Origin of the sequence: Streptococcus mitis (assembly GCF_946190325.1) — a bacterium.
Taxonomy (GTDB): Bacteria; Bacillota; Bacilli; order Lactobacillales; family Streptococcaceae; genus Streptococcus; species Streptococcus mitis_CF.
In genome coordinates this window covers 348266-372528 of sequence record NZ_CAMHZR010000001.1, presented here as the reverse complement: position 1 = coordinate 372528, position 24263 = coordinate 348266, and the positions used below count along the sequence as shown (strand labels likewise).

Below are 24263 nucleotides of genomic sequence, written 5' to 3'. Positions count from 1 at the left end.
AATTATAATAAATAAAAATAAGTACTTATGAAATAAACATGTAAAATGATAAGCTTAAATACAAAAATATTAGCGATTCTGTTGAAAATCGGGCAAGGATCGTCTAGTCAACTATGATTTTAGTTATTAGATATTAAAGCATCAGTAATACTAATAGAAATTTAAAGAAAATGGTATAATATAGTGAGAACGATAGAGGAGAAGTGTAAATTGATCGCACAACTAGATACAAAAACAGTCTATAGTTTTATGGAGAGTGTCATTTCAATCGACAAGTATGTGAGAGTTGCAAAAGACTATGGATACACTCATCTGGCTATGATGGATATTGACAATCTTTATGGGGCTTTCGACTTTCTAGAGGTTACAAAAAAATATGGAATTCATCCTTTGTTAGGGCTTGAAATGAATGTCCTTGTAGATGATAAAGATGTGAATCTGCGCTTTTTAGCTCTATCTAGTGTGGGCTACCAGCAGTTGATGAAACTTTCAACAGCTAAGATGCAGGGGGAGAAAACTTGGTCGGTTCTGTCTCAGTATCTTGAAGATATTGCTGTAATTGTGCCTTATTTTGAAGAACTTGAGTTGTTAAATCTAGGCTGTGATTACTATATAGGGGTTTACCCAGAAACACTGTCCAGCGAATTTCACCATCCAATTTTGCCACTATGTCGGGTCAATGCCTTTGAAAGTAAGGATAGAGAAATTCTGCAAGTTTTAACAGCGATTAAAGAAAATCTCTCCCTTAGAGAAGTTCCCTTGCGCTCACGACAAGATGTCTTTATATCAGCAAGTTCTTTAGAGAAACTATTCCAAGAACGTTTTCCTCAAGCCTTGGACAATTTAGAAAAGCTTATTTCAGGCATTTCTTATGACTTGGATACTAGTCTAAAACTGCCTCGCTTTAATCCTGCTAGACCAGCAGTAGAAGAATTGAGAGAACGCGCTGAATTGGGGCTTGTTCAGAAGGGGGTGACTGGTAAAGAATATCAAGACCGTCTAGACCAAGAATTGGCTGTTATTCATGATATGGGCTTTGACGATTATTTCTTGGTTGTCTGGGATTTGTTGCGTTTTGGACGTTCGAATGGCTATTATATGGGAATGGGACGGGGTTCTGCAGTAGGTAGCTTGGTTTCCTATGCTTTAGACATTACAGGGATTGACCCAGTAGAGAAGAATCTGATTTTTGAACGCTTCCTCAATCGTGAACGTTATACTATGCCTGATATTGATATCGATATTCCTGATATTTATCGTCCAGATTTTATCAGATATGTTGGTAATAAATATGGCAGTAAACATGCGGCTCAAATCGTTACCTTTTCTACTTTTGGTGCTAAGCAAGCTCTTCGAGATGTCTTAAAACGTTTTGGTGTGCCAGAGTATGAATTATCTGCAATTACCAAGAAAATCAGTTTTCGTGATAATCTTAAGTCAGCCTATGAAGGGAACCTTCAGTTTCGTCAGCAAATCAATAGTAAGCTAGAATATCAAAAAGCCTTTGAAATTGCTTGCAAGATAGAGGGCTATCCAAGACAAACCTCTGTCCATGCGGCTGGTGTTGTAATCAGTGACCAAGATTTGACCAATTACATCCCTCTAAAGCATGGTGACGAAATTCCACTGACTCAGTATGATGCTCATGGAGTTGAAGCTAGTGGACTTTTGAAAATGGATTTTCTGGGGCTACGAAATTTGACCTTTGTCCAGAAGATGCAAGAGTTGCTTGCTGAAACAGAAGGTGTTAAGATAGTTATCAACGAGATTGATTTGGAAGATAAAGAAACGTTAGCTTTATTTGCCTCTGGTAATACAAAAGGTATCTTTCAATTTGAGCAACCTGGTGCCATTCGCTTGCTCAAGCGTGTTCAGCCAGTCTGTTTTGAAGATGTCGTAGCAACTACTTCCCTAAATCGACCAGGTGCTAGTGACTACATCAATAATTTTGTGGCAAGAAAACATGGGCAGGAAGAAGTGACGGTTCTAGATTCAGCACTTGAGGATATTTTGGCTCCAACTTATGGCATTATGCTCTATCAGGAGCAGGTTATGCAGGTTGCTCAGCGATTTGCTGGATTTAGTCTTGGGAAGGCTGATATTTTGCGTCGAGCTATGGGTAAAAAGGATGCCTCTGCTATGCATGAGATGAGGGCTTCCTTTATTCATGGCTCCATAGAAGCTGGTCATACTGCGGAAAAAGCAGAGCAGGTTTTTGATGTTATGGAGAAGTTTGCAGGTTATGGTTTTAACAGGTCACACGCCTATGCCTACTCAGCCTTGGCCTTCCAATTGGCTTATTTCAAAACACATTATCCAGCTATTTTTTATCAGGTCATGTTGAATTCTGCCAATAGTGATTATGTAACAGATGCCTTAGAAGCAGGTTTTGAAGTAGCCCCATTGTCCATCAATACTATTCCCTATCACGATAAAATTGCCAACAAGTCTATCTATCTAGGTTTGAAATCGATTAAGGGGCTCAGCAAGGATTTGGCGCTTTGGATTATTGAACATAGACCTTATTCTAATATTGAAGATTTTTTAGCTAAACTACCTGAGAATTATTTGAAACTTCCCTTGCTGGAACCTTTGGTAAAAGTTGGTCTTTTCGATTCATTTGAAAAAAATCGTCAAAAAGTATTCAATAATTTAGCTAATCTATTTGAATTTGTGAAAGTATTAGGAAGCTTATTTGGAGAGACCATCTATAGTTGGCAAGATTCGGAGGACTGGTCGGAGCAAGAAAAATTCTACATGGAACAAGAGCTTCTAGGAGTAGGCGTCAGCAAACATCCACTACAATCTATTGCAAGTAAGGCCATTTATCCGATTACTCCTATTAGTAATTTATCAGAAAATAGCTATGCTATTATCTTGGTTGAGGTTCAGAAGATAAAAGTAATTCGTACCAAAAAAGGTGAAAATATGGCTTTCTTACAGGTGGATGACAGTAAGAAAAAATTTGATGTTACCCTCTTTTCAGATTTATATCGACAGGTTGGGCAGGAAGTAAGAGAAGGAGCCTTCTACTATATTAAAGGGAAAGTCCAGTCACGTGACGGTCGTCTGCAAATGATTGCACAAGAAATAAGAGAAGCAGTGGCTGAGCGCTTTTGGATTCAGGTGAAAAATCATGACTCGGATCAAGAAATGTCACGTATTTTAGACCAGTATAAAGGCCCAATCCCAGTCATTATCAGGTATGAAGAGGAGCAGAGAACAATTGTTTCTCCAAACCATTTTGTAGCTAAATCTGATGAATTAGAGGCGAAATTGAATGGAATCGTTATGAAAACGATTTATCGCTAAAATTACGGAAAATAGAAGAATTTTCAACGTAAATGTGGTATAATCAGTAAGAATGTTAAAAGAAAAAGGAGCATAACCAATATGAAACGTATTGCTGTTTTGACTAGTGGTGGAGACGCCCCTGGTATGAACGCTGCCATCCGTGCAGTTGTTCGTCAAGCAATTTCAGAAGGAATGGAAGTGTTTGGTATCTATGACGGATATGCTGGTATGGTTGCCGGTGAAATTCATCCCCTAGATGCAGCTTCAGTAGGAGACATCATTTCTCGTGGTGGTACTTTCCTTCACTCAGCTCGCTACCCAGAGTTCGCTCAACTTGAAGGGCAACTTAAAGGGATTGAGCAATTGAAAAAACACGGGATTGAAGGTGTAGTTGTTATCGGTGGTGACGGATCTTACCACGGTGCTATGCGTTTGACTGAGCATGGCTTCCCAGCTATCGGTCTTCCAGGTACAATCGATAACGATATCGTTGGTACTGACTTCACAATCGGTTTTGACACAGCGGTTACGACTGCTATGGATGCTATCGATAAGATTCGTGATACGTCATCAAGTCACCGTCGTACTTTTGTTATCGAAGTTATGGGACGTAACGCAGGTGATATCGCTCTTTGGGCAGGTATCGCAACTGGTGCTGATGAAATCATCATTCCTGAAGAAGGCTTCAAGATTGAAGATATCGTAGAAAGCATTAAATGTGGTTATGAGTGTGGTAAAAAACACAACATCATCGTCTTGGCAGAAGGTGTAATGTCTGCAGCTGAATTTGGTCAAAAACTAAAAGAAGCTGGGGATACAAGCGACCTTCGTGTGACAGAACTTGGACATATTCAACGTGGTGGTTCTCCAACTGCGCGTGACCGTGTTTTGGCGTCACGTATGGGTGCCCATGCTGTTAAACTTCTTAAAGAAGGTATCGGTGGTGTTGCGGTTGGTATCCGTAACGAGAAAATGGTTGAAAACCCAATTCTTGGAACTGCAGAAGAAGGAGCATTGTTTAGCCTTACTGCAGATGGTAAGATTGTGGTTAACAACCCACACAAGGCTGACCTTGAGCTATCTAGCTTGAATAAGAGCTTGTCATAATTTATAATTTAGTTAATAAGACCAAAAAGGTCATATATAAAGGAGTCACAAAAATCATGAATAAACGTGTAAAAATCGTTGCAACTTTGGGACCTGCGGTAGAAATCCGTGGTGGTAAAAAATTTGGTGATGACGGATACTGGGGTGAAAAACTTGATGTTGAAGCTTCAGCTAAAAACATTGCCAAATTGATTGAAGCTGGTGCTAACACATTCCGTTTCAACTTCTCACACGGTGACCACCAAGAACAAGGTGAGCGTATGGCAACTGTTAAACTTGCAGAAAAACTTGCAGGTAAAAAAGTTGGTTTCCTTCTTGATACAAAAGGACCAGAAATCCGTACAGAATTGTTCGAAGGTGAAGCTAAAGAGTATTCATACAAAACTGGTGAGAAAATCCGTGTTGCAACTAAACAGGGAATCAAATCAACTCGTGATGTGATTGCATTGAACGTTGCTGGTGCTCTTGATATCTATGATGATGTTGAAGTTGGTCGTCAAGTTTTGGTTGACGATGGTAAACTTGGTCTTCGTGTGGTTGCTAAAGATGATGCAACTCGTGAATTTGAAGTTGAAGTTGAAAACGATGGCGTAATTGCTAAACAAAAAGGTGTTAACATCCCTAACACTAAAATTCCTTTCCCAGCACTTGCTGAACGCGATAACGATGATATCCGCTTCGGTCTTGAACAAGGTATCAACTTCATCGCGATTTCATTCGTACGTACTGCAAAAGACGTGAACGAAGTTCGTGCAATCTGTAAAGAAACTGGAAATGGACATGTTCAATTGTTCGCTAAAATTGAAAACCAACAAGGTATCGACAACTTGGATGAAATCATCGAAGCTGCTGATGGTATCATGATCGCTCGTGGTGACATGGGTATCGAAGTACCATTCGAAATGGTTCCAGTTTACCAAAAAATGATCATCAAGAAAGTCAATGCTGCAGGTAAAGTTGTTATCACTGCAACAAACATGCTTGAAACAATGACAGAAAAACCACGTGCAACTCGTTCAGAAGTATCAGACGTATTCAACGCTGTTATCGACGGTACTGATGCTACAATGCTTTCAGGTGAGTCTGCAAACGGTAAATACCCACTTGAGTCAGTAACTACAATGGCTACAATCGACAAGAACGCTCAAACTCTTCTTAACGAATACGGTCGTTTGAACTCAGATTCATTTGAACGTAACTCTAAGACAGAAGTAATGGCTTCAGCTGTTAAAGATGCTACTAACTCAATGGACATTAAATTGGTTGTAACTCTTACTAAGACAGGTCACACTGCACGTTTGATCTCTAAATACCGCCCAAATGCTGACATCTTGGCATTGACATTCGACGAATTGACAGAACGTGGATTGATGTTGAACTGGGGTGTTATCCCAATGTTGACAGATGCTCCATCATCAACTGATGATATGTTCGAAATTGCTGAACGTAAAGCAGTTGAAGCAGGTCTTGTACAATCTGGTGACGATATCGTTATCGTAGCTGGTGTACCAGTTGGAGAAGCTGTACGTACAAATACAATGCGTATCCGTACAGTACGTTAATTAAAATGAAAAAAGCCTATCATATCAAGCTTTCTAGCCTGTATGATAGGTTTTTTTGTAGCAGGGGGCAAATAAGGGGCAAAACTTTTTAAAAAAGGCCAGTTAATACAAATACGATTCAGCTAATATAATTGAAAATGATGGAAAAAAAGGTGAAATTATGGTATACTTTAACACAGGACCTTTTTAGAAATTTTGAAAGAGTATTAAAAATTTAAAATGAGAAAAATTGTTATCAATGGTGGCTTGCCCCTGCAAGGTGAGATTACCATTAGTGGTGCAAAAAATAGTGTTGTAGCTTTGATTCCAGCTATTATCTTGGCAGATGATGTTGTGACTTTGGATTGTGTTCCAGATATTTCGGATGTTGCTAGTCTTGTCGAAATTATGGAATTGATGGGTGCTACCGTTAAGCGTTATGACGATGTGTTAGAGATTGATCCAAGAGGTGTTCAAAATATTCCAATGCCTTATGGGAAAATCAATAGTCTTCGTGCATCTTATTATTTTTATGGAAGTCTTTTAGGTCGCTTTGGAGAAGCTACAGTTGGTTTACCTGGTGGATGTGATTTGGGACCACGTCCTATTGACTTACATCTTAAGGCTTTTGAAGCTATGGGAGCCACTGTTAGCTACGAGGGTGATAACATGAAGTTATCTGCTAAAGATGTGGGACTTCATGGTGCAAGTATTTACATGGATACGGTAAGTGTAGGTGCGACGATTAATACAATGATTGCTGCGGTTAAAGCAAATGGTCGTACTATTATTGAAAATGCAGCCCGAGAACCTGAGATTATTGACGTTGCTACTCTCTTGAATAATATGGGGGCTCATATCCGTGGTGCTGGAACCAATATTATCATTATTGATGGTGTTGACAGATTACATGGAACGCGTCATCAGGTGATTCCAGACCGTATTGAAGCGGGAACGTACATTTCCTTAGCTGCTGCAGTTGGTAAGGGAATTCGTATTAATAATGTTCTTTATGAACACTTAGAAGGATTTATTGCTAAGTTGGAAGAAATGGGAGTACGAATGACTGTATCTGAAGACAGCATTTTTGTTGAGGAACAGTCTAATTTGAAAGCAATCAATATTAAGACAGCTCCTTATCCAGGTTTTGCTACTGACTTGCAACAACCAATTACTCCTCTTCTGTTAACAGCAGAGGGGCGTGGAACCATTATTGATACAATTTATGAGAAACGTGTAAACCATGTTTTTGAACTAGCAAAGATGAACGCAGATATTACGACTACAAACGACCATATTTTATATACTGGTGGACGTGGTTTGCGTGGGGCAAGTGTTAAAGCTACTGATCTTAGAGCTGGGGCCGCACTTGTCATTGCTGGACTGATGGCTGAAGGTAAAACTGAAATAACAAATATTGAGTTCATTTTACGTGGTTACTCAGATATTATTGAAAAATTACGTAATCTAGGAGCTGATATTACACTTGTTGAGGATTAAACCGTAGAGGTGTTTATGAATATTTGGACCAAATTAGCAATGTTTTCTTTTTTTGAAACGGATCGCTTGTATTTGCGTCCTTTCTTTTTTAGTGATAGTAAGGACTTCCATGATATAGCTTCAAATCCAGAAAATTTACAATTCATTTTTCCAAGTCAAGCTAGTCTGGAAGAGAGTCAATATGCACTGGCCAATTATTTTATGAAGGCTCCTTTAGGTGTATGGGCTATTTGTGATAAGAAAACTGAAAAAATGATTGGTTCAATTAAGTTTGAGAAGCTAGATGAAATTAAAAAAGAAGCAGAACTTGGTTATTTTTTGAGAAAAGATATATGGTGTCAAGGTTTTATGACAGAAGTTGTAAGAAAACTTTGCCAACTTTCTTTTGAGGAATTTGGTTTAAAGCAATTATCTATCATTACTCATCTTGAAAATGAAGCTAGCCAACGGGTTGCTCTCAAGTCTGGATTTCGATTGATTCGTCAGTTTAAAGGAAGTGATCGCTATACAAAGAAAATGCGTGATTATCTTGAGTTTCGCTTTGTAAAGGGAGAAATTAATGAGTAAACACCAAGAAATTCTAAGCTATTTGGAAGAATTACCCGTTGGTAAAAGGGTCAGTGTTCGTAGTATTTCGAATCATCTGGGAGTCAGTGATGGAACGGCTTATCGGGCCATTAAAGAAGCTGAAAATCGTGGAATTGTAGAGACTCGTCCAAGAAGTGGTACTATCCGTGTTAAATCTCAGAAAGTGGCTATAGAAAGATTAACTTTTGCTGAAATTGCAGAAGTGACTTCTTCTGAGGTTCTGGCTGGTCAAGAAGGTTTAGAGAGAGAGTTTAGTAAGTTCTCAATCGGTGCCATGACTGAGCAAAATATCTTATCTTATCTTCATGATGGGGGACTCTTGATTGTCGGAGACCGAACCCGTATTCAGTTGTTAGCTTTGGAAAATGAAAATGCAGTTCTAGTTACAGGTGGATTTCAGGTCCATGATGATGTGCTAAAACTGGCTAATCAAAAAGGGATTCCTGTTCTGAGAAGCAAGCATGATACTTTCACTGTCGCGACCATGATCAATAAAGCCTTGTCAAATGTTCAAATCAAAACAGATATTTTGACAGTTGAGAAACTGTACCGTCCGAGTCATGAGTATGGTTTTCTGAGAGAGACTGACACAGTTAAAGATTATTTGGACTTGGTACGTAAGAATCGTAGCAGTCGTTTCCCTGTTATTAATCAACATCAGGTTGTTGTTGGAGTTGTAACCATGAGAGACGCTGGTGATAAATCGCCAAGTACGACAATTGATAAGGTCATGTCTCGTAGTCTATTTTTAGTTGGATTATCGACAAATATTGCCAATGTGAGTCAACGGATGATTGCTGAAGACTTTGAAATGGTACCAGTTATTCGAAGTAATCAAACCTTGCTTGGGGTTGTAACTAGACGAGATGTCATGGAGAAGATGAGTCGTTCCCAAGTTTCTGCTCTACCTACTTTTTCTGAGCAGATTGGACAAAAACTTTCTTATCATCATGATGAAGTAGTCATTACAGTGGAACCCTTTATGCTTGAGAAGAACGGTGTTTTGGCTAATGGTGTATTGGCAGAAATTTTGACCCACATGACCCAAGATTTAGTTGTTAATAGTGGTCGAAATCTCATTATTGAGCAGATGCTGATTTACTTTTTGCAGGCTGTTCAGATAGATGATATATTGCGCATTCAAGCACGCATTATCCATCATACAAGACGGTCGGCTATTATTGACTACGATATTTATCATGGTCATCAGATTGTTTCAAAGGCAAATGTAACCGTTAAAATTAATTAGAAACTAGGAGAAAAAATGATAACATTAAAATCAGCTCGTGAAATCGAAGCTATGGATAAGGCAGGTGACTTTCTAGCAAGTATTCATATCGGCTTGCGTGATTTGATTAAGCCTGGCGTAGATATGTGGGAAGTTGAAGAGTATGTCCGACGTCGTTGCAAGGAAGAAAATTTCCTTCCGCTTCAGATTGGAGTTGACGGTGCAATGATGGACTATCCTTATGCTACCTGTTGCTCTCTTAATGATGAAGTGGCTCATGCTTTCCCTCGTCACTATATCTTGAAAGATGGTGATTTGCTCAAGGTTGACATGGTTTTGGGAGGTCCAATTGCTAAATCTGACCTGAATGTCTCAAAATTAAACTTCAACAATGTGGAACAAATGAAAAAATACACTCAGAGCTATTCTGGTGGTTTAGCAGACTCATGTTGGGCTTATGCTGTTGGTACACCGTCCGAAGAAGTGAAAAACTTGATGGATGTAACTAAAGAAGCTATGTACAAGGGGATTGAGCAGGCTGTTGTTGGAAATCGTATCGGTGATATCGGTGCGGCTATTCAAGAATACGCTGAAAGTCGTGGATACGGTGTAGTGCGTGATTTGGTTGGTCATGGTGTTGGCCCAACTATGCATGAAGAACCAATGGTTCCTAACTATGGTATTGCAGGTCGTGGGCTTCGTCTCCGTGAAGGAATGGTCTTGACTATTGAACCAATGATCAATACAGGTGACTGGGAAATTGATACAGATATGAAGACCGGTTGGGCGCATAAGACCATTGACGGTGGCCTATCTTGCCAATATGAACACCAATTTGTCATTACTAAGGATGGTCCGGTAATCTTGACTAGCCAAGGAGAAGAAGGAACTTATTAATAAAAAGTGAAAAGGCTACTGGATGTTCATTTTGAAAAAATCCAGTAGGCTTTTTCATATTAAATAGAAGCATTGATTTGATATTTTCAGATATTTTCAAGACAACAAAATAGGCTCTATATTATCTGTAGGGGGACTTACCTACAGATATTAAAGAGCCTTTTTCTTATGCTTAGAATGGTAATTTTCCAGCGAAAGCGCCTAGTTTTTTCTTGGTAGTTTCATCGATTTGTTCAAGAGCAGAGTTGATGGCTTGAACGGTCATATCAGAAAGAGTTTCAAGGTCTTCAGGGTCAACGACAGCTGGATTGAAGTCAATGCTGACAACTTTCTTATCTCCAGTTAAGGTCGCTTGAACAAGGTCTTGAGCAGATTTGCCAACAAATTGCAGAGCAGCAAGCTCAGCTTGGCTTTGTTCCATCTGTTTTTGAAGTTTTTGTGCTTGACGCATCATGTTTTGCATGTTCATCATGGTGATTTCAGTTTCCTTTTATCTTATTTTCTTTCCTATTTTATCAATTTTGAGGATAAAAGTCTATTATTAGTATAAGTTACTCAATATTAAATTGTCTGAAAATTTATTGAAAAATGAGTGAAAACATGGTATAATGAAACGTAAAATTAATTCAGGTTTCCTGAACCAATAGGAGTAAACAATGAAAAAACTAGGTTTTGTCCTTTTATCTTCAGCCTTGCTATTGACAGCTTGTGCTAATAATCAATCTAAGCCAAGCAACACAAGTGATTCGTCCAAGGTGACAGCCTTGTCTGAAGACAAGCAAAAAATGCTTGATAAGGCCACTTCTGACTATAAAACTTTTGTGCAAGAGCAAATCGATAAACTGTTGACAGATACGGAAGGCTTTGTCAAATTGTTGAAAGAAGGCAAATTAGAAGAGGCTAAGAAAGTTTATCCACTGATTCGTATGTCCTATGAGCGTTCAGAACCAATTGCTGAAAGTTTTGGTGAGTCAGATGTCAAGATTGACTTCCGTTTGGCAGACTACATGGACGAAAACAAGACAGAAGAAGGTTGGTCAGGTTTCCACCGTATCGAGCGTATCCTTTGGGAAGACAATACAACTAAAGGAACTGAAAGCTACGGCGATCAGTTGGTAAATGATATCAAGGAATTGAAAGCCAAGATTGCAACTGTAGATGTGGACTACAAGGTTATGTTGACTGGGGCAGTTGACTTGCTCAATGAAGTAGCGACAAGCAAGATTACAGGTGAAGAGGAAGTTTATTCTCATACAGACTTGTATGACTTCCGTGCCAATATTGAGGGAGCTGAGAAGATTTTCCAACTCTTTAAACCTTTGCTTGAAAAATCAGACGCTAACCTAGTTAAAGAATTGGAAGCAGATTTCAAATCTGTTAATAGCTTGTTGGACAAACACATGATCGACAAGGAACACTACAAGCTCTATACTGATTTGACAAAAGAAGATACCAAAGAATTGTCAGAAGCAGTGACAAAACTTGGTGAACCTCTGTCACAAATGGGTAAATTTCTTAGTGGAGAATAAGAGTCATGACTGAAAAAGACGAAAAGTTTTTTGAGAAGAAAATGGACCGTCGAGAATTTCTAAAAAAAGCAGGGATTGGAGGGGCTGGTTTAGCGCTAGGACTCTCTGGTGCTTCTGCTTTTTTCGCACCTAAGCTAGGAAGTCAGGAAAAAATCTCGTACGGAAATGAAAAAATTGCTTTTTATGGCAAGCATCAAGCTGGGATTAGTACGCCCATGCAAAAGAATATTTATTTTGTGGTCTTGGACTTGCATACGACGGATAAGGATAAGATTATCCAGTTGTTTAAGGATTGGACGGATTATAGTGCCAAATTGGTCGAGGGGGAATTGGTCAAAAAAGATGGGAAAAATACTCTCTTGCCTCCGAGCGATACTGGTGAAACAGTCGGGCTCAATCCTCATCGTTTAACGCTGACTTTTGGTGTGTCTGCCAGTTTCTTGAAAAAGATGAACTTGGAAAATAAGCGTCCTCAAGTGTTCAGGGATTTACCGCCTTTTCCTAAAGAGCAATTGCGTGAAAAATATACAGGTGGAGATATTGTGATTCAGGCTTGTGCCGATGATGAGCAAGTTGCCTTTCACGCTATTCGCAATCTCATCCGTAAGGGGAGAAATGCAGTGACCCTTCGTTGGAGTCAGTCTGGATTTGCAGCTATCGGAGATCGAATGGAGACACCGCGTAACCTCTTTGGTTTTAAGGATGGAACAGCAAATCCAAGCAAAGAGAAAGATTTTGACCGCGTCATCTGGGCTGATAGTAAGGACTGGATGGAAAATGGTTCTTATATGGCAGTTCGTCGGATTCAGATGTTTTTAGAGACCTGGGATCGCACCAGTCTTGAAGAACAAGAAAATACTTTTGGTCGTTACAAGGAAAGTGGTGCCCCCTTTGGTAAGAAAAATGAGTTTGATGAAGTGGATTTGAGTCTTTTGCCTGATGATTCGCATGTCCGTTTGGCCAAGGAAGTGGAGAAACCACTTTTGCGTCGTTCTTATTCTTACTCAGATGGGATTGATGAAAAAACTGGTCAGTTTGATACGGGCTTGCTTTTCATTTCTTTCCAGAAGGATCCTGATAATTTTGTTAAGGTTCAAACCAATCTAGGTGCTACAGATAAGATGAATGAATACATCACTCACATCGGTAGTGGACTCTTTGCTTGCTTTGGTGGTGTGGAGAAAGGAGGCTACATTGGTCAGAAATTATTGGAAGGCTAAAAGCTGGTTCTTGGTTTTAACTTTGTCACTTTTAATTCTTTCCCCAGTAGGTGCCCAAGAAAGTCTGAGTTCTTACTTTGTGAAAATCACAGATGCGTCTAAAGCAGTGAAAAATGGGAATCAGTCTGAGGCTAAGAAACTCGTTACGGAGATAGCAATAGACTTTGAAAGAGTAGAAGACAGCAATTCTGAGGCTGGTAAAGTCGTTAAGGAAAAGTTAGCTCAATCAGGCGAGATTACTGAAGACAAACTCACCGAAATTTCTGCAGCCCTGTTAGCCTTTGAAAAAGAACAAAATCCTGTTGACTTAGATGCGGAAAAAGAAAAATTGGTGAACCGTCTAAGTCCTCGTTTTGAAGCCCTGGAACAGGCTATTGCCTCCAAAGATTTGGAAAAGGTTCGAGAAGCCTTTAAGAAAATGAATTCTACTTGGACCATTAATGAAAGTGTGGTTCGTGACAATAGTACGGCCCATTATGGACGTGTTGAAACAGCCATATCCTTCTTGCGTAGTAGTATGGAAACCGAACCTACAGATTTTAACTCGATTCAGACTTCCTTTGAAGACTTTAAAAAGGCTATTGATGATTTTGTAACTGGAAAAGAAGTCGTAGCAACATCTTCTGATTTGACTCTCAAAGACGGCATTGCCCTTTTGACAAAGGCTTTGGAACAATTCCAAGCTGGTGACCAAGTAGCAGGAGCAGCTAGTATGAAGGAATTCATCACTATCTGGCCAACGATTGAGGGCTCTGTTAGCACGACCAATCCTTCCCTCTATACTCGAGTGGAAAGCGAAAGCCCTGTGATTATGGTCAAGGGAAGCGAAAAGGAATACCAAGAAAAATTAGAAAAACTGATTGCAGATTTATCACAAATTGATACCAGTGCACGTTACAATGCCTTTGATGCTATGCTCATTCTCCTAAGAGAAGGAGTAGAGGCTCTCTTAATCGTTATGGCCTTGGTAACGACCTTGAAAGCAGCTAAGATGCGAAAGGGACTCAAGTGGGTTTATGGTGGTGCTATCACCGGAATTATGGCCAGTCTGGTCATTGCTTTCATCCTGCAAATTGCTTTTCCAGCAGTCACATCAGGCTCCAATCGTGAAATCATCGAAGGAGCAGTGGGGATTTTTGCAGTAGCTATGATGATTTTGATTGGAATCTGGCTTCACAGCAAATCCTCGGTCAAAAAATGGAATACCTTTATGGAGTCACAAATGGAAACAGTGACCAAGACAGGTTCCTTTATTTCCATGTTTGCCCTCAGTTTCCTAGCTGTTTTCCGTGAGGGAGCAGAAACCATTCTCTTTTATGTTGGGATTTTACCAAGAATTTCTAGCTTTGAATTTGTCTTGGGAATTTCACTTGCCTTGCTGATTCTAGTAGTTATTGCCATTGTGATGAACAAGGCTAGTCAATTCTTCCTGCCTCATAAGGTCTTCTTTATCCTTACTTGGATGATTTATGCTTTGGCATTCAAGATGCTTGGAGTTAGTATCCATGCTCTTCAGTTGACCAATATGGCACCAAATCACTTGCTGACAGGCTTTCCAACTATCGACTTACTTGGAATTTACCCAAGTTGGGAAGGTTTGGCCAGCCAGCTACTCTTTGCCATTATTGTCTTGATTGTCACTTTCAGACAGGGTGAAAAATAAATGGATAGAAAAGAATTGACAATCGTTGAACATCTGGTAGAATTTAGAAAGAGATTATTGGCAGTAGTCATTTGTTTCTTTTTGGTATTCTGTGTTTCTCTGCTTTTTGCAGACCAGATTTACCAGTATGTGACCCAATCTTTTCAGCAAAAGTTGATTGTTTTAGGTCCAAATGATATTTTATGGATTTACATACGCTTAGCTAGTCTGATGGCCTTTACTATCACCCTACCTTACACGGTGTATCATATTTGGTCTTTCATTAAACCTGGTTTAAAGAAGGAAGAAGCTAGAGCTATTTTTGCCTATATTCCAGCTAGTTTCCTTTGTTTTCTAGTTGGACTGGCTTTTGGTTTTTACTTTGTAACACCAACCTTACTTCAGGTTTTATTAGGGTTGGGAGAGGGACTGTTTGAAACGCAGTTAACAGCCCAAAATTATCTGTCCTTTGTTTTTCAAACGACCTTGCCCTTGGCCCTGATTTTTGAATTGCCAGTTATCATTGCCTTTTTGACGTCGATTGGACTCATTGGGCCAGAATTATTGATTACTTATCGCCGATATGCCTATTTTATCTTATTGGTACTTGCAGTCATCTTAACACCAGCTGACTTTGTCAGCGATTTGGCAATGACTGCCCCCTTGATTTTACTTTATGAGTTGAGTATTGCTATCAGCAAACACATTATGAAACGCAAGCAGAAAGGAGAGAGAAATGGGAATCTTACGTGATATCGGAGCACCAGGATTGATTATTATCGTTTTAGGAGCTCTATTGATTTTTGGACCAAAACGATTGCCTGAACTAGGCGAGTCAATTGGTAAAATGCTATCTGAATTTAAAAAAGCAGTTAAAGGAGCAGAAAATCAAGATAAGGAAGAGTAAGACTTGTGAGTTTTACTAAAAATAATAAGTTAGGAAGTGTGTCTCTGTCAGACAATTTACCATTTCCTAGCTTTTTCTTGTATTAAGAAAATATAAATTTAAGTTTTCTTTAAGAAAACTATATTATTCTGAAGAACTCTAAAATTTCACAGCCATTTATTAGTAATGACTATTGAATTCCTAGTCACTACTAGAAATGGATTAGTTTCTTTGAATAATAGAACTCCTTAATCCTCCTATTCTAGAACGGGATGACTAGTATTTCTTTTATGATAGGACTAGATTGTGGTATAATAGAGAGAATAAGTTTTTTAGTAAGACAAAGGAGAAAATAGATGATTTATGCAGGAATTCTTGCCGGTGGAACTGGCACACGTATGGGAATCAGTAACTTGCCAAAACAATTTTTAGAGCTAGGTGATCGACCTATCTTGGTTCATACAATTGAAAAATTTGTCTTGGAACCAAGCATTGAAAAAATTGTAGTTGGGGTTCATGGAGACTGGGTTTCCCATGCAGAGGATCTTGTAGATAAATATCTGCCCCTTCATAAGGATCGTATCATCATTACAAAAGGTGGTGCTGACCGTAATACGAGTATTGAGAAAATCATTGAAGCCATCGATGCTTATCGTCCGCTTACTCCAGAGGATATCGTTGTTACCCACGATTCTGTTCGTCCATTCATTACGCTTCGCATGATTCAAGACAATATCAAACTTGCTCAAAATCATGACGCAGTGGACACAGTGGTGGAAGCGGTTGATACTATCGTTGAAAGCACTAACGGTCAATTTATTACAGATATTCCAAATCGTGCTCACCTCTATCAAGGACAAACACCTCAAACATTCCGTTGTAAGGACTTCATGGACCTTTACGGTTCTCTCTCTGCCGAAGAGAAAGAAATCTTAACAGATGCATGTAAAATCTTTGTGATCAAAGGAAAAAATGTAGCCTTGGCTAAGGGTGAATATTCAAATCTGAAAATTACTACAGTAACAGATCTGAAGATTGCAAAAAGCATGATTGAGGAAGAGTAATAAAATGATTAATCAAATTTACCAACTAACAAAGCCTAAGTTTATCAATGTCAAATACCAGGAAGAGGCTATTGATCAAGAGAATCATATCCTCATCCGCCCTAATTATATGGCGGTCTGTCATGCGGATCAGCGTTACTATCAAGGAAAACGTGATCCAAAGATTTTGAATAAAAAACTTCCAATGGCAATGATTCACGAGTCATGTGGAACCGTTATTTCTGACCCAACAGGAACCTATGAAGTTGGTCAAAAAGTTGTCATGATTCCCAATCAGCCTCCTATGCAGAGTGATGAAGAATTCTATGAAAACTACATGACAGGGACCCACTTCTTGTCTAGTGGCTTTGATGGCTTTATGAGAGAATTTGTTTCTCTTCCTAAAGACCGTGTGGTGGCTTATGATGCTATTGAAGATACGGTTGCAGCCATTACAGAGTTTGTCAGTGTTGGTATGCATGCCATGAATCGCTTATTGACCCTTGCTCATAGCAAGCGGGATCGAATCGCCGTTATCGGAGATGGAAGTTTAGCTTTTGTGGTTGCCAATATTATCAACTATACTTTGCCAGAAGCAGAGATTGTGGTTATTGGTCGTCATTGGGAAAAATTGGAACTTTTCTCTTTTGCCAAAGAATGCTATATTACTGACAATATTCCTGAAGATTTGGCCTTTGACCATGCTTTTGAGTGTTGTGGTGGTGATGGTACTGGACCAGCCATTAATGACTTGATTCGCTATATTCGTCCTCAAGGAACGATTCTTATGATGGGAGTTAGTGAGTATAAAGTTAACATCAATACACGCGATGCCTTAGAAAAAGGCTTGCTCTTGGTTGGTTCCTCTCGCTCTGGTCGCATTGATTTTGAAAATGCAATCCAAATGATGGAAGTCAAGAAATTTGCCAATCGTCTTAAAAATATCCTTTATCTAGAAGAACCTGTAAGAGAAATTAAAGATATTCACCGTGTCTTTGCTACCGATTTAAACACAGCCTTTAAAACAGTGTTTAAGTGGGAAGTATAAGTCCTGGAGGTTAATTGTGGAGAAAATCATTAAAGAAAAAATTTTTTCCTTACTTAGTCAAGAAGAAGAAGTCCTCAGTGTTGAACAACTGGGGGGAATGACCAATCAAAACTATTTGGCCAAAACAACAAATAAGCAATACATTGTTAAATTCTTTGGTAAAGGGACAGAAAAACTGATTAATCGTCAAGATGAAAAGTACAATCTTGAACTACTAAAAGATTTAGATTTAGATGTAAAAAATTATCTTTTTGATATTGAAGCTGGTATCAAAGTAAATGAGTATATCGAATCTGCGATTACGCTTGATTCAACGTCAATCAAGACAAAGTTCGATAAAATTTCTCCAATTTTACAAACTATTCATGCGTCCGGTAAGGAATTAAGAGGAGAATTTGCTCCTTTTGAAGAAATCAAAAAATACGAATCCTTGATTGAAGGGAAAATCCCTTATGCCAACTATGAAGCAGTTCGAGAAGAAGTCTTCTCCTTAGAGAAAAGACTGGCTGACTTAGGTGTTGACAGAAAATCTTGTCATATCGATTTGGTGCCTGAAAACTTTATCGAATCACCTCAAGGACGTCTATATCTGATTGACTGGGAATATTCATCAATGAATGATCCAATGTGGGATTTGGCTGCTCTCTTTTTAGAGTCTGAATTCACTCTCCAAGAGGAAGAAGCCTTCTTATCTTACTATGAGAGTGACCAAACACCTGTCTCTCGAGAAAAGATTACTATTTATAAAATTTTACAAGATACTATTTGGAGTCTATGGACTATCTATAAGGAAGAGCAAGGCGCAGATTTTGGTGACTATGGTGTAAGTCGTTACCAAAGAGCTGTTAAAGGTTTGGCTTATTATGGAGGTTCAGATGAAAACTAAAAATGGAGTTTCTTTTGGTCTACTCTCAGGTATTTTCTGGGGGTTAGGTCTAACGATTAGTGCTTATATCTTTTCGATTTTTACAGATTTATCGCCCTTTGTGGTGGCTGCTGCTCACGATTTCTTGAGTATCTTTATCTTACTAGCTTTTCTTTTGATAAAAGAAGGAAAAGTTCGTCTCTCAATTTTCTTAAATATTCGCAATGTTAGTGTTATTATCGGAGCCTTATTAGCAGGCCCTATCGGTATGCAGGCCAATCTTTATGCAGTTAAGTATATTGGAAGTTCCTTAGCTTCATCTGTATCTGCTATCTACCCGGCAGTTTCAGTTTTATTGGCTTTCTTCTTTTTGAAGCACAAGATTTCAAAAAATACTGTGTTTGGGATTGTTTTGATTATTGCAGGGATTATTGCCCAGACCTATAAGGTTGAACAGGTCAATTCCTTCTACATTGGGATTCTCTGTGCTTTGGTTTGTGCCATTGCATGGGGGAGTGAAAGTGTCCTTAGCTCCTTTGCTATGGAAAGTGAATTAAGTGAAATCGAAGCCCTCTTAATCCGTCAAGTGACTTCATTCTTGTCCTATCTTGTGATTGTGCTCTTCTCTCATCAATCATTTTCAGAAGTGGCCAATGGACAATTGCTAGGTCTTATGATTGTCTTTGCAGCCTTTGATATGATTTCCTACTTGGCTTATTATATCGCTATCAATCGCTTGCAACCTGCTAAAGCTACAGGCTTGAACGTGAGTTATGTAGTTTGGACTGTCTTGTTTGCAGTTGTTTTCTTGGGTGCACCGCTAGATATGCTGACAATTATTACGTCACTTGTCGTCATTGCTGGAGTTTATATTATTATTAAAGAATAAAGGAGATTCGTGTGAAAGCCATCATCTTAGCAGCGGGCTTGGGAACTCGCTTGCGTCCTATGACTGAAAAGACCCCTAAAGCCTTAGTTCAGGTTAATCAAAAACCTCTGATTGAATACCAAATTGAGTTTCTCAAAGAAAAAGGAATCCATGATATCATTATCATTGTTGGTTATCTTAAAGAACAATTCGATTACTTGAAAGAGAAATATGGAGTACGACTCGTTTTCAATGATAAATACGCTGATTACAATAACTTTTACTCTCTCTATCTTGTAAAAGAAGAATTGGCTAACAGCTATGTTATTGATGCCGACAATTATCTCTTTAAAAATATGTTCCGCAATGATTTGACACGTTCGACTTATTTTAGTGTCTATCGTGAAGATTGTACCAACGAATGGTTCTTGGTCTATGGAGATGACTACAAGGTTCAAGACATTATTGTTGATAGCAAGGCAGGCCGGATCCTTAGTGGTGTATCCTTCTGGGATGCTCCAACTGCAGAAAAGATTGTCAGCTTTATCGACAAGGCTTATGCAAGTGGAGAATTTGTTGATCTCTACTGGGACAATATGGTTAAGGATAATATCAAAGAGCTAGATGTCTATGTCGAAGAATTAGAAGGTAATAGTATCTATGAGATTGATAGTGTCCAAGATTATCATAAATTAGAAGAAATTCTTAAAAACGAAAATTAAAGATTCCAACATCTGACTGAAATAGTCGGATGTTTTTTACTTCACTTTAGTTTGTTATTTTTAATAACTGTTTGAAATGTGGTTGTTAAATATAAAAAAAACAAAAAATGAACAAAAAACAACAGAAAAACATTGACAACGATTTCATATAGTGTTATACTTATAGCATAAAGTTAATGGAAAGAAGGGAAAACCTTATGGGATTAGATCATTTCTTTGACAAAAACCTTGTGTTTTGCTTAGAAGCGGATAATCAAGAACATCTCTTTGATCAGGTTGCAACTTTATTGGAAGAACGTGAAATCGTAACTCCAACTTATCGTGAAGCCTTGATCACGCGTGAAAAGTCATTTCCAACTGGCTTAGATATGGAATTTTTGGGTAAGGATTTGCCGAATGTGGCTATTCCTCACACAGATATTGTTCATAATCTAGCCGAAAAAGTTGTGGTCGTTCGATTAGAAAAACCAGTGACTTTCCACAATATGATTGCGCCAGATAAGGAAGTAGAAGTATCCTTACTCTTCTTTATCATTAATAACTCAAGTTCAAGTCAAACGAACATTCTTGCTCAGTTGATGGACTTCTTTACTGGAAATGGTCATCTTGAAGACCTATCAAAAATTTCTGAACCAGAAGCCATCTATGCTTATATTGCTGAAGCAATTGCTTAATCTTGTCTATTAAAAATATTAAATCGGAGGAAATCCATATGATTAAAATTCTTGCTGCCTGCGGTGCAGGTGTTAACTCAAGCCACCAAATTAAAAGTGCTCTTGAAGAAGAACTTTCAAACCGCGGTTTCGATGTTCACTGTGATGCGGTAATGGTCAAAGACGTTAATGAAGACCTTATCAAAGGTTATGACATCTTCACACCAATTGCTGCGACAGATCTTGGTTTTGACCCAGGTATTCCAGTTATCGAAGCTGGACCAATCTTATTCCGTATCCCAGCAATGAGTGCTCCAGTATTTGACAATATTGAAGCAGCTATCAAAGAACACGGATTAAGCTAATTTTAATTTGTTAACATTCATATAACTATAAAAAGGGAGGAACTATTATGGATGTCATTATCAATCTGGCCAACGATATCTTTAAACCTATCTTGGCTATGGGTGGTCCTATCATCATGCTGATCATTTTGACAGTGTTGGCCCTACTTTTTGGAGTGAAATTCTCCAAAGCGCTTGAAGGTGGTATCAAGCTCGCCATCGCCCTTACTGGTATCGGTGCTATCATCGGTATGCTCAACGGAGCTTTCTCAGCATCACTTGCGAAATTCGTTGAAAACACTGGTATTCAATTGAACATCACCGACGTTGGTTGGGCACCACTTGCTACCATCACTTGGGGATCTGCTTGGACACTTTACTTCTTGCTTGTAATGTTGATTGTCAACGTTGTGATGCTTGCAATGAAGAAAACAGACACACTTGATGTCGATATCTTCGATATCTGGCACTTGTCAATCACTGGTCTTTTGATCAAATGGTATGCAGACAACAATGGTGTAAGCCAAGGGGTTTCACTCTTCATCGCGACAGCAGCAGTTGTACTTGTAGGTATTTTGAAGATCATCAACTCTGATTTGATGAAACCAACATTCGACGACCTTCTTAACGCACCAAGTTCATCACCAATGACTTCAACTCACATGAACTACATGATGAACCCAGTTATCATGGTCTTGGATAAGATTTTTGATAAAGTTTTGCCAGGTCTTGATAAATATGACTTTGACGCTGCAAAATTGAACAAGAAAATCGGTTTCTGGGGATCTAAATTCTTCATCGGTTTCATTCTTGGTATCGTTATTGGTTTGATGGGAACTCCACATCCAGTTGCTGGAGTAGAAGATGCATCTTCATGGGAACTTGTTATTAAAGGTTGGTTGTCTCTTGGTTTGACAGCCGGTGTATCTTTGGAACTCTTCTCACTTATCGGTTCATGGTTCATCGCTGCCGTAGAACCACTTTCACAAGGTATTACAAACGTTGCTACTAAACGTCTTCAAGGACGTAAATTTAACATCGGTCTTGACTGGCCATTCATCGCTGGTCGTGCTGAAATCTGGGCTTGTGCCAACGTACTTGCACCAATCATGTTGGTTGAAGCAGTACTTCTTTCAAAAGTTGGAAATGGTATCTTGCCACTTGCAGGCATCATCGCTATGGGTGTTACACCAGCTCTCTTGGTTGTAACTCGTGGTAAATTGCTCCGTATGATTATCTTCGGAACACTCTTGTTGCCACTCTTCCTTCTTTCAGGTACACTTATCGCACCATTTGCAACAGAACTTGCTAAAGGTGTAGGTGCCTTCCCAGCAGGTGTGAGCGAAACTCAATTGATCACTCACTCAACTCTTGAAGGACCAATCGAAAAACTTCTTGGTTGGACAATTGGTAACACTACAACTGGTGATATCAAAGCAATCCTTGGTGCTGTAGTCTTCCTTGTATTCTATATCGGTATCTTTGCATGGTACAGAAAACAAATGATCAAACGTAACGAAGAGTACGCAGCAAAAGCAAAATAATGCGCTCCTATAAAATGTAAATTGTTAAAGCTAGGTTGTCGACATCCATTAGGAGTGACAGCCTAGTTTTTTATAAACTATCAAGAAATCGGAGAAAATAATGGTAATTGAATTAAAATCAGAACAATTAAGAGTTCAATTTAACAGTTTTGGTGGGGCTCTTTCTTCTATAAAAGATGCTGAGGGACTTGAGTATTTGTGGCAAGGTGATGATACTTATTGGAGTGGACAAGCTCCTGTTCTCTTCCCCATTTGTGGTTCATTGAGAGAGGATACAGCACTTTATATAGATGAGAAGGGGCAAGAAAGCAAAGGAAACATTCCTCGTCATGGTTTGGTTCGTAAGAAAGAATTTGAATTAGTTGAACAGACAGATAATAGTGTAACTTTTGCAATTGAAGACGATGAGAATAGCTATCAAAACTATCCTTATCATTTCCGACTAGAAATCACTTATATCCTTACTGGCAAGACAGTACGAACTCAATACAAGATTTTCAATAAAGAAATCAACAAGGTCATGCCTTACTTTATTGGTGGACATCCAGGATTTAATTGTCCTCTGCTCGATGATGAAGTCTATGAAGATTATTATCTAGAGTTTGAAAAAGAAGAGACTTGCTCTGTTTCACGTCCTTTCCCAGAAACGGGTATGCTGGATTTTCAAGATAGAAGTCCATGGCTAGAAGGTCAAAAAGAATTAGACCTCAGCTATGATCTTTTCAGTACAGATGCAGTCACCTTAGATGAATTGCAATCTAGAACAATTGCCCTTCGTTCTCGTAAACATGATAAGGGATTGAAAGTGCACTTTGCAGAGTTTCCAAACCTCATTATATGGTCAACTTTGAATAAGGGACCTTTCATTGCCTTTGAACCATGGTCTGGCTTGTCAACATCCCTTGAAGAAGGAGATCATCTAGAAGATAAGAAGAATGTTCGTCTCCTAGAACCTGGTCAAGTGGATCAAATTGGTTTTGATATCGAAATTTTTTAGTTAAAAAACACAAAAACAAACATTAACTGTTGACTTTTTTAGTAAATAGGAGTATATTATGTTTGTAAGCAACAAATGATGTTTGCAACAAACAAACAATCACTTGTTATATTCTCTTTCGTAGAGAAAGATTATTTCTAGGAAACTGATTTCCTAAACTTGAATAAGGTGTCATTCATCTCATTCAATCCAATTTGTCAATAAACTGCTAGAAAACTTTTTGTAGGTAAACTGCTAACCATAAAAGTTTTTACTAGCCTAGAAAAATAAAAGGAGTATACAATATGTCTATTGTTATCGGTGCAGATGCTGCAGGTTTGAGATTGAAAGAAGTTGTGAAAGACTTCTTGGAAAAAGAAAACTTCCACGTTGTGGATGTTACAGCTGAAGGTCAAGACTTTGTTGATGTGACTCTTGCTGTTGCTGCAGAAGTAAACAAAGAAGAACAAAACCTTGGTATCGTGATTGATGCTTATGGAGCTGGTCCATTTATGGTCGCAACTAAGATCAAAGGAATGGTTGCTGCAGAAGTATCTGACGAACGTTCAGCTTATATGACTCGTGGTCACAACAACTCACGTATGATCACTATGGGTGCACAACTTGTTGGTGATGAATTGGCTAAAAACATCGCTAAAGGATTTGTTAACGGTAAATACGATGGTGGACGTCACCAAATCAGGGTCGATATGTTGAACAAAATGTGCTAATACGCTTCAAAAATCAAGATAATCTGTCGTCAGCTCA

General features: G+C 38.8%; 23 protein-coding genes. 22 read left to right on the top strand and 1 reads right to left on the bottom strand.

What is annotated here, in order from left to right; all coding sequences use genetic code 11:
* Positions 1–210: 210 nt before the first annotated feature.
* The 7 genes from N8M95_RS01765 (at position 211) to N8M95_RS01735 (ending at position 10155) form a co-directional block, all read left to right on the top strand.
* A complete protein-coding gene (locus N8M95_RS01765) occupies positions 211–3312 on the top strand; it encodes a DNA polymerase III subunit alpha (RefSeq protein WP_261116486.1) in 3102 nt (1033 codons plus the stop codon).
* 81 nt (positions 3313–3393) lie between these two features.
* The gene (gene pfkA, locus N8M95_RS01760; protein WP_000820863.1) at positions 3394–4401 is read left to right on the top strand and encodes a 6-phosphofructokinase; all 1008 of its coding nucleotides are present in this window, start codon (positions 3394–3396) and stop codon (positions 4399–4401) included.
* A 56-nt stretch (positions 4402–4457) separates the two neighbouring features.
* A complete protein-coding gene (gene pyk, locus N8M95_RS01755) occupies positions 4458–5963 on the top strand; it encodes a pyruvate kinase (RefSeq protein ID WP_261116485.1) in 1506 nt (501 codons plus the stop codon).
* Positions 5964–6182: 219 nt separating this feature from the next.
* A complete protein-coding gene (locus tag N8M95_RS01750; protein ID WP_261116484.1) occupies positions 6183–7442 on the top strand; it encodes a UDP-N-acetylglucosamine 1-carboxyvinyltransferase in 1260 nt (419 codons plus the stop codon).
* 15 nt (positions 7443–7457) lie between these two features.
* Positions 7458–8009 carry a GNAT family N-acetyltransferase gene (locus N8M95_RS01745; RefSeq protein ID WP_261116483.1) on the top strand — a complete coding sequence of 184 codons (552 nt, stop codon included), beginning with the start codon at positions 7458–7460 and terminating at the stop codon, positions 8007–8009.
* Positions 8002–9279, top strand: coding sequence for a CBS-HotDog domain-containing transcription factor SpxR (spxR, locus tag N8M95_RS01740; protein ID WP_083979684.1), 1278 nt, complete (start codon positions 8002–8004; stop codon positions 9277–9279). Before N8M95_RS01745 ends, spxR begins: the two co-directional genes overlap by 8 nt.
* Positions 9280–9294: 15 nt before the next feature.
* Complete coding sequence (locus N8M95_RS01735) at positions 9295–10155, top strand: methionyl aminopeptidase (protein WP_000631543.1); 861 nt, start codon at positions 9295–9297, stop codon at positions 10153–10155.
* 172 nt (positions 10156–10327) lie between these two features.
* Here N8M95_RS01735 and N8M95_RS01730 read toward each other — a convergent pair whose 3' ends face one another.
* Positions 10328–10627 carry a YbaB/EbfC family nucleoid-associated protein gene (locus tag N8M95_RS01730; protein WP_125447156.1) on the bottom strand — a complete coding sequence of 100 codons (300 nt, stop codon included), beginning with the start codon at positions 10625–10627 and terminating at the stop codon, positions 10328–10330.
* A 184-nt stretch (positions 10628–10811) separates the two neighbouring features.
* Here N8M95_RS01730 and efeO point away from each other — a divergent pair, with 184 nt between their 5' ends.
* The 15 genes from efeO to lacA all read left to right on the top strand — a co-directional run bounded on the left by efeO (position 10812) and on the right by lacA (position 24226).
* Positions 10812–11684, top strand: a complete 873-nt coding sequence (efeO, locus tag N8M95_RS01725) for an iron uptake system protein EfeO (RefSeq protein ID WP_125447158.1) — start codon at positions 10812–10814, stop codon at positions 11682–11684.
* Positions 11685–11689: 5 nt separating this feature from the next.
* Entirely contained in the window at positions 11690–12904 is a 1215-nt protein-coding gene (gene efeB / locus N8M95_RS01720; RefSeq protein WP_125457968.1) for an iron uptake transporter deferrochelatase/peroxidase subunit, read from the top strand.
* Complete coding sequence (locus tag N8M95_RS01715; protein WP_261116482.1) at positions 12879–14567, top strand: FTR1 family protein; 1689 nt, start codon at positions 12879–12881, stop codon at positions 14565–14567. Before efeB ends, N8M95_RS01715 begins: the two co-directional genes overlap by 26 nt.
* Positions 14568–15299, top strand: a complete 732-nt coding sequence (gene tatC / locus N8M95_RS01710) for a twin-arginine translocase subunit TatC (protein WP_061864670.1) — start codon at positions 14568–14570, stop codon at positions 15297–15299. It abuts the gene before it with no gap.
* Positions 15283–15453 (top strand): twin-arginine translocase TatA/TatE family subunit, encoded by a 171-nt coding sequence (gene tatA / locus N8M95_RS01705; RefSeq protein ID WP_061864669.1) that lies wholly within the window; start codon positions 15283–15285, stop codon positions 15451–15453. Before tatC ends, tatA begins: the two co-directional genes overlap by 17 nt.
* A gap of 335 nt (positions 15454–15788) precedes the next feature.
* Entirely contained in the window at positions 15789–16496 is a 708-nt protein-coding gene (locus N8M95_RS01700; protein ID WP_064276051.1) for an IspD/TarI family cytidylyltransferase, read from the top strand.
* Positions 16497–16500: 4 nt separating this feature from the next.
* Positions 16501–17523 carry a ribitol-5-phosphate dehydrogenase gene (locus N8M95_RS01695; protein ID WP_033683788.1) on the top strand — a complete coding sequence of 341 codons (1023 nt, stop codon included), beginning with the start codon at positions 16501–16503 and terminating at the stop codon, positions 17521–17523.
* A 16-nt stretch (positions 17524–17539) separates the two neighbouring features.
* Positions 17540–18409, top strand: coding sequence for a phosphotransferase family protein (locus N8M95_RS01690; RefSeq protein WP_261116481.1), 870 nt, complete (start codon positions 17540–17542; stop codon positions 18407–18409).
* On the top strand, positions 18399–19277 hold the full coding sequence (locus N8M95_RS01685; RefSeq protein ID WP_203180420.1) for a DMT family transporter: 879 nt from the start codon (positions 18399–18401) through the stop codon (positions 19275–19277). Before N8M95_RS01690 ends, N8M95_RS01685 begins: the two co-directional genes overlap by 11 nt.
* An 11-nt stretch (positions 19278–19288) precedes the next feature.
* The gene (locus N8M95_RS01680; RefSeq protein ID WP_261116480.1) at positions 19289–19978 is read left to right on the top strand and encodes a sugar phosphate nucleotidyltransferase; all 690 of its coding nucleotides are present in this window, start codon (positions 19289–19291) and stop codon (positions 19976–19978) included.
* A 197-nt stretch (positions 19979–20175) separates the two neighbouring features.
* Positions 20176–20652: a PTS sugar transporter subunit IIA gene (locus tag N8M95_RS01675; RefSeq protein ID WP_004260657.1), complete on the top strand. Its 477-nt coding sequence runs from the start codon at positions 20176–20178 to the stop codon at positions 20650–20652.
* A gap of 38 nt (positions 20653–20690) precedes the next feature.
* A complete protein-coding gene (locus N8M95_RS01670; RefSeq protein WP_000590547.1) occupies positions 20691–20996 on the top strand; it encodes a PTS sugar transporter subunit IIB in 306 nt (101 codons plus the stop codon).
* A gap of 47 nt (positions 20997–21043) precedes the next feature.
* Positions 21044–22519 carry a PTS galactitol transporter subunit IIC gene (locus tag N8M95_RS01665; protein WP_261116479.1) on the top strand — a complete coding sequence of 492 codons (1476 nt, stop codon included), beginning with the start codon at positions 21044–21046 and terminating at the stop codon, positions 22517–22519.
* Positions 22520–22619: 100 nt separating this feature from the next.
* Positions 22620–23516, top strand: coding sequence for an aldose 1-epimerase family protein (locus N8M95_RS01660; protein WP_261116478.1), 897 nt, complete (start codon positions 22620–22622; stop codon positions 23514–23516).
* Positions 23517–23800: 284 nt separating this feature from the next.
* Positions 23801–24226 carry a galactose-6-phosphate isomerase subunit LacA gene (lacA, locus tag N8M95_RS01655; protein WP_000029277.1) on the top strand — a complete coding sequence of 142 codons (426 nt, stop codon included), beginning with the start codon at positions 23801–23803 and terminating at the stop codon, positions 24224–24226.
* Positions 24227–24263 lie beyond the last annotated feature (37 nt).

Coding starts and splice junctions, on each gene's coding strand:
- N8M95_RS01745 (WP_261116483.1), top strand. CDS start 7,458: ATGAATATTTGGACCAAATTAGCAATGTTTTCTTTTTTTGAAACGGAT.
- N8M95_RS01665 (WP_261116479.1), top strand. CDS start 21,044: ATGGATGTCATTATCAATCTGGCCAACGATATCTTTAAACCTATCTTG.
- pyk (WP_261116485.1), top strand. CDS start 4,458: ATGAATAAACGTGTAAAAATCGTTGCAACTTTGGGACCTGCGGTAGAA.
- N8M95_RS01735 (WP_000631543.1), top strand. CDS start 9,295: ATGATAACATTAAAATCAGCTCGTGAAATCGAAGCTATGGATAAGGCA.
- N8M95_RS01695 (WP_033683788.1), top strand. CDS start 16,501: ATGATTAATCAAATTTACCAACTAACAAAGCCTAAGTTTATCAATGTC.
- tatA (WP_061864669.1), top strand. CDS start 15,283: ATGGGAATCTTACGTGATATCGGAGCACCAGGATTGATTATTATCGTT.
- efeB (WP_125457968.1), top strand. CDS start 11,690: ATGACTGAAAAAGACGAAAAGTTTTTTGAGAAGAAAATGGACCGTCGA.
- tatC (WP_061864670.1), top strand. CDS start 14,568: ATGGATAGAAAAGAATTGACAATCGTTGAACATCTGGTAGAATTTAGA.
- efeO (WP_125447158.1), top strand. CDS start 10,812: ATGAAAAAACTAGGTTTTGTCCTTTTATCTTCAGCCTTGCTATTGACA.
- spxR (WP_083979684.1), top strand. CDS start 8,002: ATGAGTAAACACCAAGAAATTCTAAGCTATTTGGAAGAATTACCCGTT.
- lacA (WP_000029277.1), top strand. CDS start 23,801: ATGTCTATTGTTATCGGTGCAGATGCTGCAGGTTTGAGATTGAAAGAA.
- N8M95_RS01660 (WP_261116478.1), top strand. CDS start 22,620: ATGGTAATTGAATTAAAATCAGAACAATTAAGAGTTCAATTTAACAGT.
- pfkA (WP_000820863.1), top strand. CDS start 3,394: ATGAAACGTATTGCTGTTTTGACTAGTGGTGGAGACGCCCCTGGTATG.
- N8M95_RS01700 (WP_064276051.1), top strand. CDS start 15,789: ATGATTTATGCAGGAATTCTTGCCGGTGGAACTGGCACACGTATGGGA.
- N8M95_RS01685 (WP_203180420.1), top strand. CDS start 18,399: ATGAAAACTAAAAATGGAGTTTCTTTTGGTCTACTCTCAGGTATTTTC.
- N8M95_RS01675 (WP_004260657.1), top strand. CDS start 20,176: ATGGGATTAGATCATTTCTTTGACAAAAACCTTGTGTTTTGCTTAGAA.
- N8M95_RS01750 (WP_261116484.1), top strand. CDS start 6,183: ATGAGAAAAATTGTTATCAATGGTGGCTTGCCCCTGCAAGGTGAGATT.
- N8M95_RS01670 (WP_000590547.1), top strand. CDS start 20,691: ATGATTAAAATTCTTGCTGCCTGCGGTGCAGGTGTTAACTCAAGCCAC.
- N8M95_RS01730 (WP_125447156.1), bottom strand. CDS start 10,627: ATGATGAACATGCAAAACATGATGCGTCAAGCACAAAAACTTCAAAAA.